Source organism: Pseudomonas sp. NPDC090208 (genome assembly GCF_044746785.1).
Taxonomy (GTDB): Bacteria; Pseudomonadota; Gammaproteobacteria; order Pseudomonadales; family Pseudomonadaceae; genus Aquipseudomonas.
The window spans coordinates 12,666-26,549 of record NZ_JBIVCU010000015.1; the positions used below are offsets into that span (position 1 = coordinate 12,666).

Annotated in this window: 15 protein-coding genes; 11 read left to right on the top strand and 4 right to left on the bottom strand. The window is 59.9% G+C overall.

Annotation, left to right across the window (positions count from 1 at the left end):
* Positions 1–119 precede the first annotated feature (119 nt).
* A complete protein-coding gene (locus tag ACIPL0_RS22705) occupies positions 120–941 on the top strand; it encodes an alpha/beta fold hydrolase (protein WP_400599769.1) in 822 nt (273 codons plus the stop codon).
* Positions 942–1,001: 60 nt separating this feature from the next.
* Here the strand turns inward: ACIPL0_RS22705 and ACIPL0_RS22710 are convergent, their stop codons facing one another.
* The 4 genes from ACIPL0_RS22710 to ACIPL0_RS22725 form a co-directional block, all read right to left on the bottom strand.
* Entirely contained in the window at positions 1,002–2,582 is a 1,581-nt protein-coding gene (locus tag ACIPL0_RS22710; protein WP_400599753.1) for an ATP-binding protein, read from the bottom strand.
* A gap of 21 nt (positions 2,583–2,603) precedes the next feature.
* A complete protein-coding gene (locus ACIPL0_RS22715; protein ID WP_400599752.1) occupies positions 2,604–3,140 on the bottom strand; it encodes a carboxymuconolactone decarboxylase family protein in 537 nt (178 codons plus the stop codon).
* A gap of 102 nt (positions 3,141–3,242) precedes the next feature.
* Entirely contained in the window at positions 3,243–4,274 is a 1,032-nt protein-coding gene (locus ACIPL0_RS22720) for an alcohol dehydrogenase (protein WP_400599751.1), read from the bottom strand.
* A gap of 121 nt (positions 4,275–4,395) precedes the next feature.
* Positions 4,396–5,250 carry an alpha/beta fold hydrolase gene (locus ACIPL0_RS22725; RefSeq protein WP_400599750.1) on the bottom strand — a complete coding sequence of 285 codons (855 nt, stop codon included), beginning with the start codon at positions 5,248–5,250 and terminating at the stop codon, positions 4,396–4,398.
* 413 nt (positions 5,251–5,663) lie between these two features.
* Here ACIPL0_RS22725 and ACIPL0_RS22730 point away from each other — a divergent pair, with 413 nt between their 5' ends.
* The 10 genes from ACIPL0_RS22730 to ACIPL0_RS22775 all read left to right on the top strand — a co-directional run bounded on the left by ACIPL0_RS22730 (position 5,664) and on the right by ACIPL0_RS22775 (position 13,850).
* Positions 5,664–6,620: a GlxA family transcriptional regulator gene (locus tag ACIPL0_RS22730; RefSeq protein ID WP_400599768.1), complete on the top strand. Its 957-nt coding sequence runs from the start codon at positions 5,664–5,666 to the stop codon at positions 6,618–6,620.
* 324 nt (positions 6,621–6,944) lie between these two features.
* Positions 6,945–7,706, top strand: coding sequence for an SDR family oxidoreductase (locus tag ACIPL0_RS22735; RefSeq protein WP_400599749.1), 762 nt, complete (start codon positions 6,945–6,947; stop codon positions 7,704–7,706).
* Between the two features lie 91 nt (positions 7,707–7,797).
* On the top strand, positions 7,798–8,439 hold the full coding sequence (locus ACIPL0_RS22740; RefSeq protein WP_400599748.1) for a response regulator transcription factor: 642 nt from the start codon (positions 7,798–7,800) through the stop codon (positions 8,437–8,439).
* A gap of 14 nt (positions 8,440–8,453) precedes the next feature.
* Complete coding sequence (locus tag ACIPL0_RS22745; protein ID WP_400599747.1) at positions 8,454–8,927, top strand: helix-turn-helix transcriptional regulator; 474 nt, start codon at positions 8,454–8,456, stop codon at positions 8,925–8,927.
* A gap of 81 nt (positions 8,928–9,008) precedes the next feature.
* A complete protein-coding gene (locus tag ACIPL0_RS22750; protein ID WP_400599746.1) occupies positions 9,009–9,401 on the top strand; it encodes a response regulator transcription factor in 393 nt (130 codons plus the stop codon).
* 334 nt (positions 9,402–9,735) lie between these two features.
* The gene (locus tag ACIPL0_RS22755) at positions 9,736–9,963 is read left to right on the top strand and encodes a hypothetical protein (RefSeq protein ID WP_400599745.1); all 228 of its coding nucleotides are present in this window, start codon (positions 9,736–9,738) and stop codon (positions 9,961–9,963) included.
* Between the two features lie 188 nt (positions 9,964–10,151).
* Positions 10,152–11,135: a DUF1852 domain-containing protein gene (locus ACIPL0_RS22760; protein ID WP_400599744.1), complete on the top strand. Its 984-nt coding sequence runs from the start codon at positions 10,152–10,154 to the stop codon at positions 11,133–11,135.
* 25 nt (positions 11,136–11,160) lie between these two features.
* A complete protein-coding gene (locus tag ACIPL0_RS22765; RefSeq protein ID WP_400599743.1) occupies positions 11,161–12,195 on the top strand; it encodes a methionine synthase in 1,035 nt (344 codons plus the stop codon).
* Between the two features lie 157 nt (positions 12,196–12,352).
* Positions 12,353–12,859, top strand: coding sequence for a flavin reductase family protein (locus ACIPL0_RS22770; RefSeq protein ID WP_400599742.1), 507 nt, complete (start codon positions 12,353–12,355; stop codon positions 12,857–12,859).
* A gap of 133 nt (positions 12,860–12,992) precedes the next feature.
* Positions 12,993–13,850, top strand: a complete 858-nt coding sequence (locus tag ACIPL0_RS22775; RefSeq protein ID WP_400599741.1) for a LysR family transcriptional regulator — start codon at positions 12,993–12,995, stop codon at positions 13,848–13,850.
* Positions 13,851–13,884 lie beyond the last annotated feature (34 nt).

A 13,884-nucleotide genomic window follows, 5' to 3' on the forward strand; every position in this document is an offset into this window, starting at 1 on the left:
GCCAGGTGCTCAAGGTCAGTGCGACTGCGCTGGCTGCGGGCTCACTTTCGGCAATGGTCATGGGCGCATCCAGTGCTCAAGCCGCGACGGCGGCGTCTCCCAAAGAAGGACGCAACGACATGACACGTTTCACCACCAGCGACGGTACGGAAATTTTCTACAAGGATTGGGGTACAGGGCAGCCGATCGTGTTTCACCATGGCTGGCCGCTCAGTTCCGATGACTGGGATGCGCAGATGCTGTTTTTTGTGTCCAAGGGCTACCGGGTGATCGCCCATGACCGTCGGGGGCATGGACGTTCGACACAGACCGCGACCGGCAACGACATGGACACCTACGCTGCCGACGTGGCGGCACTGGTGAGCCATCTGAAGCTGAAGGATGCCGTGCACATCGGCCACTCCACCGGCGGCGGCGAGGTGGCCCGTTATGTCGCGCAACACGGTGCCGGCCGGGTGGCCAAGGCGGTGCTGATCGGTGCCGTGCCGCCGATCATGCTCAAGTCCGAGAAAAACCCCGGCGGTCTGGCGCTTGAAGTGTTCGATGGCTTCCGTTCGGCGCTTGCGGCGAACCGCGCGCAGTTCTACAAGGACGTGCCCGTGCCGTTCTATGGCTACAACCGCGAAGGCGCGAAGGTGTCCGAAGGCATCAAGGACAACTGGTGGCGCCAGGGCATGATGGGCGGCGCCAAGGCGCATTACGACTGCATCAAGGCCTTCTCGGAAACCGACTTCACCGAAGACTTGAAGAAAATCACCGTGCCGGTGCTGGTCCTGCACGGCGATGACGACCAGATCGTGCCGATTGCAGACTCGGCCGAGCTGTCGATCAAGCTGTTGAAGCACGGCACGCTGAAAGTCTACAAAGGTTACCCTCACGGCATGTGCACCACCCATCCGGAGGTTATCAACGAAGACCTCCTGGCGTTCATCAAGGGTTGATGCGCCGAGCCCTTCATTGCCAGGCAATGAAGGGCTCGATCCGTGAAGGCCGTCCGGCTGTCACAACGCAGGCAATGTCAGCATGACCCTCGCTCCCGATTGACCACCGTCCCTGTTCGCCAATTGAATCGTCCCGCCCGCCGCCTCGACGATGGAGCGGCATATCGGCAGCCCCATGCCCATTCCCGTGGCCTTGGTGGTAAAGAAACTGTCGAACAGCTTCCCCTCCAGCCCCGGCGCAATCCCCGGGCCACTGTCTAGCACTTGTACCCCGATGTCCCCCGTGGGCAGGTGTTCGCTGCGCACGATCAGTTCCCGCAGCGGTGAGTCGGCCAGTGCCATCGCCTGTGCAGCGTTCATCAGCAGATTGACGATCACCTGTTGCATCAGGACCCGGTCGGCGCGGACCGGCGGCAACGAGGCCGCCAGGTCGGTCGTCAGACGCACCGCATGCTTGCGCAATTCGTGGCCGGTGAACTGCAGTGAATCCTGAATCACCTCGTTGATTGCCACATCGGACTCTTCGGCCGGCCGCCGCAGCGCCATGCCGCGAATGCGGGTGATGACGTCGTCGGTACGCTGCGCCTCGTCGACGATCTGCAGCAGGGCGGTTTGCACTTCCCGCAGATCGGGTTCGGGCCGTTGCAGCCAGCGCAGCGCGGCCTGGGCGTAGGTGGAAATCGAGGTCAGCGGCTGGTTGATTTCGTGGGTGATCGACGCACTGAGTTCACCGAGGATCGAAATGCGCGCCACATGGGCCAGTTCGGTCTGCATGATCTCCAGGGCGTGACGCGCTGCGGCCAGTTCCGAAAGGTCGATGATGCCGATCAGAATCACCCCGCGCGCAATGTTCTCCCGGGAAAAGCACGCGGTGAACAAGCACTCGAACTCTTTGCCTTCGAGGGTTCGCAAGCGCGTGACTTCAATGTTGTTGGGTTTTCCCGACAGCGATTTGACCACGCAGCGGGCGTACACCTGAATGCTCTCGTCAGGCCAGTAGCGGTCGATGTTCCCGAGCATTTCCGTGCGGTCGCCGCGACCGAACAGGCGGATGCTGTGATCGTTCAGGTCCACCACCCGGGTGCTGCGCATGAAATCGCGCACGACCTCAGGGTTGGCCAGAAAATGCGCTTCAAGGTCGCGCACCCCGGCATCGAGCAGGGCACGGATTTTCATCCCGACCGCAGTGAAGTCCAGCTCCCAGAAGGACGCCGCCATGGCTTGAAACAGGTTGCGGTAGCGGTACTCGCTGGCCTTCAGATGCTGTTCGGTTTCTTTCGCCTGGGAGATGTCGTAGCCGGTTTCCAGGATGCCGACGGGTGTGCCCGTGGCGTCCCGGCGCAGCGACCAGCGTGCGTTGACCAGACGCCGCGAGCCGGACCCGGTCAGGCGCGACAGTTCGCCTTCCCAGTAGCCTTCGTTCAGCAGGCGGGTATCTGCCTTGCCATGTTCGTCGTGTTCATGCCGGCATTTAAGCAGCGTACGGGCATGAGCCCCCAGCGCGGTATGCGAAGGCCACCCGTAAAGGGCGGCCGCGGCAGAGTTCCAGAAACAGATGTTGCCTTCCATGTCACGGACGAACACGGCGTCGTGAAAACGCTCAAACACCTCGGCTTCGGCGAGCGTGATGGGCTGAGTCATTTGGCCGCCCTCGGTGTGCATTCAGTCAGGCCTTGGAAAATCGACAAGGGTGTCGTTGATGCGGTTGAACACGTTGGTGAAGGTGATCACCGAAATTGCCAGACCGATATGCACGATGTCTTCGCCGCTGTAGCCGGCTTCCTGAAGCGCCTGTACCTGTTCGGCCGGGAGGGTGCCGGGGTTGAGCGCCAGATAGCGTACGAACGCCACCAGCGCATCACGCTTGCTGTCACCGGTCGCCTGGCCTTCGCGCAGGCGGTGCATGGCGTCCGGCGTCAGGCCGACCAGTTTGCCGACCATGCTGTGGGCGGCGACGCAGTAGTCGCAGCCGGCCAGTTCACTGATCACCAGCTTGACGGTTTCCTGATCGGGCTTGCTCAGCGGGCCGCCGGACAGGGCCTTGTCGGCCGCGAGCATCACCTGCAATGCCGCTGGGGACAGGCTGGCGAGCGTGGCATAGGCGTTGGGCACCTTGCCCAGGTTTTTCTTGATGGCGGTATAGATTTCGGCGGTGGCGCCGGTGGCCTGCTCGGCAGGAATGGAGGTAAAGCGTGGCATGGGTATCTCTCCAGACAGGGTCATGCGGGTGTCATAAATGCCGACGACTCGCCCGCTCGGAGGAGGCGCCGGGCGAGTCGTCGCAGATCAGGGAAAGCCAGATCAGGCTCGCTGCGGTTCCATGACCAGCACGGCACGCAGCCGGACGTCGGCACGCATCATGCGGTCGTAGGCTTCGCGCGCCTGTTCCAGCGGGAAGGTCTCGACCAGCGTGTGGATCTGCTGAAGGCTGGCGAAGGCCAGGGTCTGCTCGTTATCTGCCACGGTGCCGGTGAGGGCGCCGCTGACCGAGCGGGCACCGAAGATCAGGTCGGTGGCATTGATCGACAGCGGCTCACCGGGAACGGCAACGACCACCAATTGACCCCGGGCCGACAGCCCCGGAACCGTCTGCGCCATGCCTTGCGCCGTTGGCGCCGTACCGAGTACGACCTTGGCGCCGCCCATCGAACCCAAGACTTCGGCGACGTTTTCCTCGGTGGCGTCGATGTAGCGATGAGCCCCCAGAGACAGCGCCAGTTCGGCCTTTTGCGCACCTCGGGCGATCGCCACGGTGTGGAAGCCCATCTTGCGGGCGAACTGCACCGCCAGGTGACCCAGCCCGCCAAGCCCGTGAATCGCCACCACGTCACCGGCCTGGGCGCCGGAATTGCGCAGGGCGTTGAAGGTGGTCAGGCCGGCGCAGAGCAGGGGCGCAGCTTGTGCGGCGTCGAGATCATCCGGTACACGGACCAGTCCGCGTGCTTCGGCGAGCATGATTTCGGCATAACCGCCGTCCAGTGTGACGCCGGTAATCACCGGGTTATGGCAGGTGACCGGGTCACCCTGACGGCACGAAGGGCAGGTGCCGTCTTCGCCGCCGAGAAAGCCGACGCCCACCCGTTGCCCGATGCTCCAACCTTGAACGCCGGCGCCGATGGCGTCGATACGCCCGACCACCTCATGCCCCGGCACGCGGGGAAAGGTCACGCCGATCAGGTTTTCCACGGTCGCGCTGTCGGAGTGACAGACGCCGCAGGCTTCGACCTGAATGCGCACCTGGCCGTGGCCCGGTTCAGGGATCGGGCGCTCGACCAGTTCCAGTTGGCCGGGGGCAGTGGCGGCCACGGCGCGGTAAGTTGTACGGGTTGTCATGAAATCACCTTGATCAGCAGGGTTATGGAATGTGCGCGGGCGCCGTGTGGCGCTTGCTTGAAGCACGAGGCTTCGCAGTGCGGTACGGTGCGGAGCGGCGGTGCGGTCCGGCCGATGAGGGTCAGTCGTGGACCGCCTCGACAAACGCGGCGATATGTTTGGCGGCCGTGCGTGGGTATTGCAGTTGCGGGCCATGGCCGGCACTCGGGAACGTGACGATGTGCAGCGTCGGAAACTGATCGCTGAGGGCGTACCAGTTCTCTACCGGGAACACGATGTCGTGGTCGGCGCCCAGATGCAGCACGGGCGTTTCGGTGTTCTTCAGCACATGCAGCACGGCGTCGACCGGGAAAACCGGGTTCTTCGGCCCTTCACCCAGCTGTGCGCCGGCCCATTCAGCAGGCACCTCGGGGCTAGCGTCATCCCGCTGCGTCGCCAGTCGGCTCCATGAACGCTCGGCGGCGGCACGACTGGACGGTGAGGCGGGCTCGAAGAACAGGCTGACGAAGTCGTCGAAATCGTTGTCGCGGCGGGCCAGGTCGTAGAACAGTTGCTCGCCCGCTTTGACCAGCGTGCCGGGAGGCGTCGTTGCGATCAGTACCAGATGGCTCACCAGTTGCGGCGCCTGGGCGAGGACAATTTGCGCGGCCACGCCACCGATGGACCAGCCTGCAAGCACCACTTTGCCCAGCTTCAGCGCTGAGATCAGTTCAAGGGTGTCCTTCGCCAGCGATGCCGGGTTGTAAGTGCGTTCGCCGGTCGAGCGCCCCAGGCCGCTGTAGTCGAATACCGTGACCTGAAAACCTTGCTCTACCAGGCTGTCGAGAAACACCGGGTCCCAGGAATCCATGGTTCCGCGAAATCTCACGCACAGTACCAACGGCGTGCCGTGGCCGAAGGTGCGATAGGCCAGCGTCCTGCCGCCGATCTCCAGATAGCGGGTGGTGGCGTGGAAACTTGAAGAGTGTTCAGTCATGGCGGTGTGCTCTTTATTATTAACAATTAAACGACCGGTCAGATCAACACGGAACGAAGATGAAGTCCGTGTGATCTTTAGACTGTTATTACAACGATCAGGCGGGCAGGGTGAATAGGACTCTCGTGCGGAATGCTCAGTGACGATTAAGTGTCAGTGTGTATTTAGTTGGCCCACGATCTATCGCTACACGGTGGAAATCCGTAACAGTGAATAAAATGCTTGAATAAGGTGGCTCGGTTCTTTAGTTGCGCGTAGGATGCAACTTCGATCATCCCCCGATGACCTGTTGCTCCATTCGTCGTGTCGCCTGTGTCTGTTTTCATGCCGTAGGCTCATCGTGCATCGCGTTGACTGGAATTGAAACGACATTTAGGGTCATGTTTTCGGACATGACGCCGGACGGAATGAAAATGCATAGAATCGGTTACTTCCTGACGGAAGGGTTTCAGGTGATGGCCCTGGGAACCCAGTCAGTGTTCGAATTTGCCAATGTGGTGGCCAAGGAGCAGGTCTATCAGGTCACCAATTACTCGTTGAGCGGCGGCGTGGTCACGTCCTCCATCGGGGCGTCTGTCAACACCGTCAAAGCCACCTCCGAAGCGCAGGCCGACACCTGGATGGTGTCCGGGATCGTTGATCCGCTGGCCCGTGACAGCACCGCCGAGGAGCTGGACTTCATCAAGGCCGCCGCTGGCCGCTCCCAGCGTGTCGGCGGCATGTGTACCGGCGCTTTCGTGCTCGCCGAGGCCGGTCTGCTTGAGGGCAAGCGCGTCACCACGCACTGGGCTTATGCCGGGGTTCTGAAAAAACGCTTCCCGAAAACCCGTGTGGAACCGGACAGCATCTTCATCAACGACGGCTCTATCTGGACCTCGGCGGGGCTCTCGGCCGCGATGGACCTGGTGCTCGGCATGGTCGAGAAGGATCTGGGGCATGAAGTGGCAAACCATGTGGCGCGGGTGCTGGTGATGTATCACCGCCGCTCCGGCGGGCAGTCCCAGCATTCGGAAATGCTCAATATCGCGCCCAGATCCGATCGGGTGCAGGCCGCGCTCGACCACGCCCGGGCCAATCTTTCCGGCGACCTGAGCGCCGATGCCCTGGCGAAAGTGGTGCATCTCAGTGAGCGGCAATTCAGGCGGGTCTTTCTGTCCGAAACCGGATTGTCGCCGGCCAAGGCAGTGGAGCAGCTGCGGCTGGAGACTGCCCGGAACATGATTCAGCGCGGCCACCATTCGCTGGAAATCATCGCCCGGGAAACGGGATTCCGCGATCGACGCCACCTGCGCGAGGTGTTTGTCCGCAAGCTGGGGGTGTCTCCGCAGTCCCTCAGACGCGATGCCAGAGAAGACGATACGGATAAATGATGCCACGCAGTACCGAGCGATAAACCGGGTTTGTTAGTTTGCCGAATACTGCGGTGGAGTATCGCCTTGTTTCGCTTTAAATGATTCCTCTCGACCCGGTCATTTTACAGGACATTGTTCAATACCTAACCTTAGGTATGAATTGACCGACGTGGCGCGCTGCTACAAAGTTCGTTTCACCCGGTATTCAGTGAGCCCGATACAGTGGGCTCGCTCGTCGGAAACATGAAAGTTTTAATAGGCATCGCTGACAAAAGCGACCGGCTGGTCTGGTGGGCGCGCAGGGTGTACTTCATTTGATTTTTCAAATCAGGAATGATCGTCATGCAACTGACCGATAACACTATTTTTATTACGGGCGGGGCTTCCGGTATTGGCCGCGGCCTGGCCGAGGCTTTTCACAAACTGGGCAATAAAGTCATTATCGCCGGCCGCCGCAAGGCGCTGCTCGATGAAGTGACTGCCGCCAATCCGGGCATGGACGCTGTCGAACTGGACATCAACGACCCCGCCAGCATCGCAGACGTCGCACAGACGCTGATATCTCGCTACCCGGCACTGAACGTGCTGGTGAACAACGCCGGCATCATGCCGTTCGACGACGCGGCAGGGCACATCGACGATGCGACGATGCTCGCTACGCTGACCACCAATTTCATGGGGCCGGTGCGTTTGACCGCCGCCCTGATCGAACACCTGAAGTCCCGCCCGCGCGCCGTGATCATCAACAACACGTCGGTGCTGGCGTTTGTTCCGCTGGCCGGCAACGCGGTCTATTCGGCCACCAAGGCCGCGCTGCACTCTTACTCGCTTTCCCAGCGTTTTACCCTGTTGGGCACCTCGGTGACCGTGCAAGAGATTGCGCCGCCGTGGGTGAACACCGACCTGGTTCACAAGGGCGACGACCCGCGCGCCATGCCGCTCGATGCGTTTATCGAAGAAACGATGCGAGGCCTGGCGACAGACGCGCCCGAGGTTATCGTGGAGGCCATTCGTACGTTCCGCGACAACCCCGGATCAGGGGAGCACGCGCTGGTTCACGGGTTCAACCAGTCGCTGGTGGAAAACCCGATCCCCGTCGGCTGATCGAACATCCGGATAGCGTGTTTGCCGGAGTGGCTGCCCGACGTCGGTCGATGAGCGCCGGGCACCGGGACGAAGATTGTAGGGAGGCTCCATGTACCAATCCATTTCTTCAAAAACCGTCCAAAGCAGTGAGCCGATTGTTTTCGTCGTCGACGACGATCCGGTGTTGAGGGGCGCGGTCGCCAGTCTGCTGAAGTCGGTGGGCTATCAGGTCCGGGATTTTTCCGGTCCTGAAGGCATGCTCGAGCATCCGCTGGCGGAGAAGGCCGGATGCCTCATCCTCGACGTCCGGCTGCAGGGCTACAGCGGGCTTGATCTGCAGCAACGGCTGGCAGAGACCGACAACCGCCTGCCGATCATTTTCATGACCGGTCATGGCGACATTCCGATGTCGGTGCGGGCGATGAAGGCTGGCGCGGCGGACTTTCTGACCAAGCCGTTCCGTGCCCAGGACCTGATCGACGCCGTGGCGGTGGCCGTGGCCAGTCACTGTGAATTTCTTGAAAAACAGCGCGCGGTGGATTCCCTGCGCAAGCGTTTCGAATGCCTCACCCCTCGGGAAAAACAGGTGATGGTGGGCGTGGTGAACGGTTTTCTCAACAAGCAGATCGCCAGCCAGCTGCAGGTCAGCGAGATCACGGTCAAGCTGCACCGGGCGAACATGATGCGCAAGTTGCACGCGCGCAGCATCGCCGATGTGGTCCGGGCGGGTCATCAACTGGCGTTGGCGTAGGGATGCTCGGGGTCATGTCTTCATTCGGTTTGATTTCAACCTGCGGGCCTTATGTTGCGTACCGCGACGGCACACCGCGTTCGCACGAGGACGGGCAGGACGGCGTGAGGCGAACGCTGGAAAATCTGGCGCCCTGGCGAGTGAAGAAAGCCAAGGAAATGATGATCAGCCTGATGGCGCAGGGGTGTTCGATAGAGCAGGTCGCCCGTGCGTGCGCCATTTCGCGCAGCCATTTTTCCCGCGCGTTCAAGAATGCGACCGGGCTGGCGCCCCACGACTGGTTTCGGCAAGAGCAGATTCGCAAGGCACAGGTGTTGCTGCGCATGCGGGAAATCTCGATCTGTTGCGTGGCGCAGGAGTGCGGGTTTTCCGATCAGTCCTACTTCGCTCGCGTTTTCAAGCAGTTCACCGGATTCAGCCCGAGACGCTGGCAACTGCAGCACTGGGCACAGGCCACCCAAGGTTTCAATGACGCATTCAACGAGTGAGCTTCCACCTCTTAAGTGGAGTCAATACGGGCGTACGTGGCATGTGAATGCTCGTCTTCGTGGGCCCAGGGTAATAACAACGTGAATAAAGTCACCCGCATTTCGATTGTCGACGATGACACGTCGTGTCGAATGGCCCTGAGCAGCCTGGTGCGCTCATTGGGGTATGAGCCTGGTCTGTTTTCGTGCGCCGAGGACTTTCTCGCTTCGCCCGATATCGACACCACCGATTGCCTGATATCCGACGTACACATGCCGGGGATCGACGGCCTGGAATTGCAGCGGACATTGATCGACGCCGGCCGTTCGATTCCGGTGATTTTCATCACCGCCTACCCCAAGGAGCTGGTCCGCAAGCGCGCATTGGCAGCCGGCGCGGTGTGCTTTTTGAGTAAGCCCTACAACGCTCAGGCCCTGATCGACTGCATCCAGCGGATCGTGCCGCCCGACGGGTGCGCACCGGGCAGGCGGTAAGCGTTCACTCTTTTCCAGCGCCCGCGACTGTTGATCACCTCCGTCCGTTTGGACGGATTCGCGGGCGCTGTTTTTTTCTGATTGAAGACGGCCAACAGCCGTAGTCAGCTGCCGGCACCCACCGAGGGCCGTCGCAGCCGGTTATTGAAGCGGCGCAATGCGACAAGCCGGCAGGAGCGGTTTCTGCCAAGGTCCAGAGTATGGGGACAGCCGAAAGATGCCCCCTCAAGGACGGCGCATTTCAGGAGATCAGGCGGCACATTCGCTGTCTGGATCAGGTGAAGGTTTTTCCTTCCACCGTCGATCGTCGCCAACGACAACAAGAAGGTGCGATATGAGCTGCTTGATCTGTGCGGGGCCTGCGGAGCGGATTCACACGATTCGAGAGTGGGAAGAGCGCAAATGCGCCCAGTGCGGGCATTACCGGATGTCCGACGCGCTGGTCCGGGCGCTCATGGATCAGGGGCAAATCTTCGATGTGGCAAAGGCTCGCGCGTGGCTGGCAGCGCAGCAGCAATCGGCACCGTTGATGGCCACGGCATATGGGCTGCTGGTGGAGTAAGCGGCCCGGGATCATGAATGCGCTTAATACTGGGGTGAAATCCTTTCGTTTTTCCTCGGCCAATGGCTCGACATAAACTGCGTGCAGCGCTCGACTTCTGAGAATCAAAGCGTGTTGGGTGAAAAGACCTACCGTTATCAGGCGAGCAACATATTCAGTTTTATTTCGAATCAGGGCGTCAGACGATCATGGGCCAAGAGTTTACATTTGCGATCAAAAGCATTTGTTTCGATGAGGACTATCACCCCTCGGACAATACGCGCATCACCACCAACTTTGCCAATCTGGCCAGAGGGGAGAGCCGTCAGGAAAACTTGCGCAATACGCTGAAGATGATCGACAACCGCTTCAACGCTCTGGCGCATTGGGATAATCCAGCCGGTGATCGTTATTCGGTCAAACTGGACATCATCTCCGCTGAAATGAAGATCGATGTCGACGGTCGCGACCATGCAATACCGTTGATTGAAGTGTTGAAAACAACCATCGTCGATCGCCAGACCGGTGAACGCATCAACGGTATTGTCGGAAACAACTTTTCTTCCTACGTGCGCGACTATGACTTCAGCGTGCGGCTGCTGGAGCACAACAAGAACCGGTCCGGATTCAGTACGCCGGCAGATTTTGGTGATCTGCACGGAAAACTGTTCAAAGCTTTCGTCAATTCAGGTGCTTACAAAGCACATTTCGACAAGCCGCCGGTGATCTGCCTGAGCGTTTCCAGCAGCAGGACCTACCATCGGACCGAGCATCAGCATCCTGTACTGGGCTTTGAATACCAGCAGGATGAGTACTCGTTGACGGATGAGTATTTCAAGAAAATGGGCTTGAAGGTTCGCTATTTCATGCCGCCGAACAGTGCTGCGCCACTGGCTTTTTATTTTGCAGGTGATTTGCTAGGTGATTACACCCCTCTGGAACTGATTGGCACCATCAGCACGATGGACACGTTCCAGAAAATCTACCGGCCTGAAATCTACAACGCGAACTCCGCGGCGGGTAAATCCTATCAACCCAGTTTGCAGCACCAGGACTATTCATTGACCCGGATTGTTTACGATCGCGAGGAACGTAGTCGTCTGGCGGTCGAGCAGGGCAAGTTCGCTGAAGAATATTTCATCAAGCCTTATCAAGCCGTTTTGAACCAGTGGTCTCTTGGCTGTTCGCTTTGATTCATTTTAAACAAGGTCATTTTTCATGAAAAAACTGTTGCCCACGTCGACGGCTGGCAGCTTGCCTAAACCTTCCTGGCTTGCACAACCCGAGACACTTTGGTCACCCTGGAAGTTGCAGGATGAAGCGCTGGTTGAAGGTAAGCAGGATGCGCTGCGTCTCGCGTTACAAGAGCAAGAGTTGGCCGGTATCGATATCGTCAGTGACGGTGAACAAACCCGTCAGCATTTCGTGACGACCTTTATCGAGCATCTTGACGGCGTTGATTTTGAAAAGCGTGAGACCGTCAGAATCCGTGATCGTTATGACGCGAGCGTGCCTACGGTGGTGGGCGCCGTCGCGCGTAAAAAGCCGGTGTTCGTCGAGGACGCAAGATTTCTCCGTCAACAGACCACGCAGCCGATCAAGTGGGCCTTGCCGGGCCCGATGACGATGATCGACACCCTGTACGACGCGCATTACAAGAGCCGTGAAAAACTGGCTTGGGAATTTGCCAGGATCCTCAATCAGGAGGCCAAGGAGCTGGAGGCGGCCGGGGTCGACATCATCCAGTTCGATGAGCCTGCCTTTAACGTGTTTTTTGACGAAGTGAACGACTGGGGTGTCGCCACGCTGGAGCGTGCAATCGAAGGGCTCAAATGCGAAACCGCCGTGCACATTTGCTACGGCTACGGCATCAAGGCCAACACCGACTGGAAGAAGACGCTGGGCTCGGAGTGGCGCCAGTACGAAGAGGCGTTCCCCAAGCTGCAAAAATCCAGCATCGATATCGTCTCGCTGGAATGTCACAACTCTCACGTCCCCATGGACCTGATCGAACTGATTCGGGGCAAGAAGGTGATGGTAGGGGCGATTGACGTGGCCAACCACGCCATCGAGACACCCGAGGAAGTCGCCAATACCTTGAGAAAGGCGCTGCAGTTCGTCGATGCCGACAAACTCTACCCGTGCACCAACTGCGGTATGGCGCCGTTGCCGCGTCGAGTCGCCAGCGGCAAGCTCAAGGCGTTGAGTGCGGGCGCAGAGATCGTTCGCCGAGAACTGTCGAACCTGCGTTAAGCCAGGTCTGGTGGTGGCGCGTGCAGATGAACAGCGATCAGGTCGCTGTCCGTCGAGGCGCCGCTTCCATGACCGAAAAGGCTGAAGCCCGCCCGCTGATCGGGCGGTTTCAGCCGTTCCTGACAATGCCCGTCGCACTTTCTATTTAGGACCTGCCATGTCGCTTCCTGGTACTGCTGTCGAGCCGTTGCACTTTCGCGAGGCGCTCGGGCATTACGCATCCGGTATTACGGTGATTACCTCCCACATCGATGGCGAACCGGTGGGCTTCACCTGCCAGTCGTTCTACAGCGTGTCGATGAACCCGCCGCTGGTGTCGTTCAGCGTCATGTGCAGTTCGGCGAGTTATCCCAGAATTCGCCAGGCAGGCCGATTCGCGGTCAACATCCTGTCGGGTGAGCAGGTCGGGATTTCCAACCAGTTCGCACGGCGAGGCGCAGACAAGTGGCAGGGTGTCGAATGGCAGGCATCGCCGCTGGGTAATCCGGTCATTGCCGGCAGCCTGCACTGGCTGGATTGCGAGATTCACGCAGAGCACGCTGCAGGGGATCACCTGATCGTGATCGGCGAGGTGAAAGGGTTGAACCTGCAAAACGCGGTGGCTGCCCAGCCGTTGCTGTATTTCAAGGGGCAGTATCGCAACCTGGCCGCATCTGCTTCGTGAACATCCGCTCAGTGAGCGCCTGATGGTATTCTCAGGCGCCGAAACGTTTGTCGGTCGATACCCGCAGGCGATTCCTTTCCCGAGAAGTCCCCAGCCCGCTTGAGCGGGTCGAATGCCAAGAGCCGCACAATCCATGTTATCCGCCGAGTTGAAGTCCTTCCACATGGTCGCTCGCCTGGGCAGCATCACCCAGGCGGCAAAGAAGCTTGGGCTGAGCCAGCCGACGGTCACCACGCAGATTCGCAATCTGGAGGCGCAATACGGCGTCGAGCTGTTCTACCGTGGAGGGCGTCGCCTGACCCTCAGCGAAGACGGCGCTCGCCTGTTGCCGATGGTGCAGAAGCTGCTGCAGCAGGAGGCCGATATCGAATTCTTCCTGCGCAACAGTGGGCAGATGCAGGGCTGTCTGCGGATCGCGGCCACGGCGCCTTATTACGTGCTCGATCTGGTTCGGCGTTTTCGAGAGCGTTTTCCGCATATCCAGGTCACCCTGGAAATCGGCAATTCCCAGCAGGTGGTCGAGGCGTTGGAGGAATACCGCGTCGACCTGGCGGCGTCATCTCAGCTGGAGGACGAGGGGCGTTTCACTCAGTTGGTGCTTGGGCATGACCCTCTGGTGTTGGCAGTGCACCGCAACCATCCGCTGGCCGTTCATACGCGCTTATCACCTTGCGCCTTGGCTGGGCACTGCCTGCTGATGCGCGAAACCGGCTCCACGACCCGCATGCTGACTGAGCAGATGCTCCGCAAGGCGGGCGTCACGCCGGGGCCAATGCTGGAAATTGGCAGCCGTGAGTCGATCCGTGAAGCGGTTCTGCGCAATATAGGTATCAGCGTGATTGCCCGCCATGAAGTGCCGGACAATCCGGATCTGCGGGTGGTTGCGCTGGACGATGCGCCGATGATTCCCGAATACCTCTATTGCCTGCGTGAACGTCGCCAGGCCAAGCTGCCGGCAGCGTTCCTGAGCATTGCCCGAGAGTCGGTCTGACCCCCGAGCGCGTTTTCCTTCATAAAAATGCCGA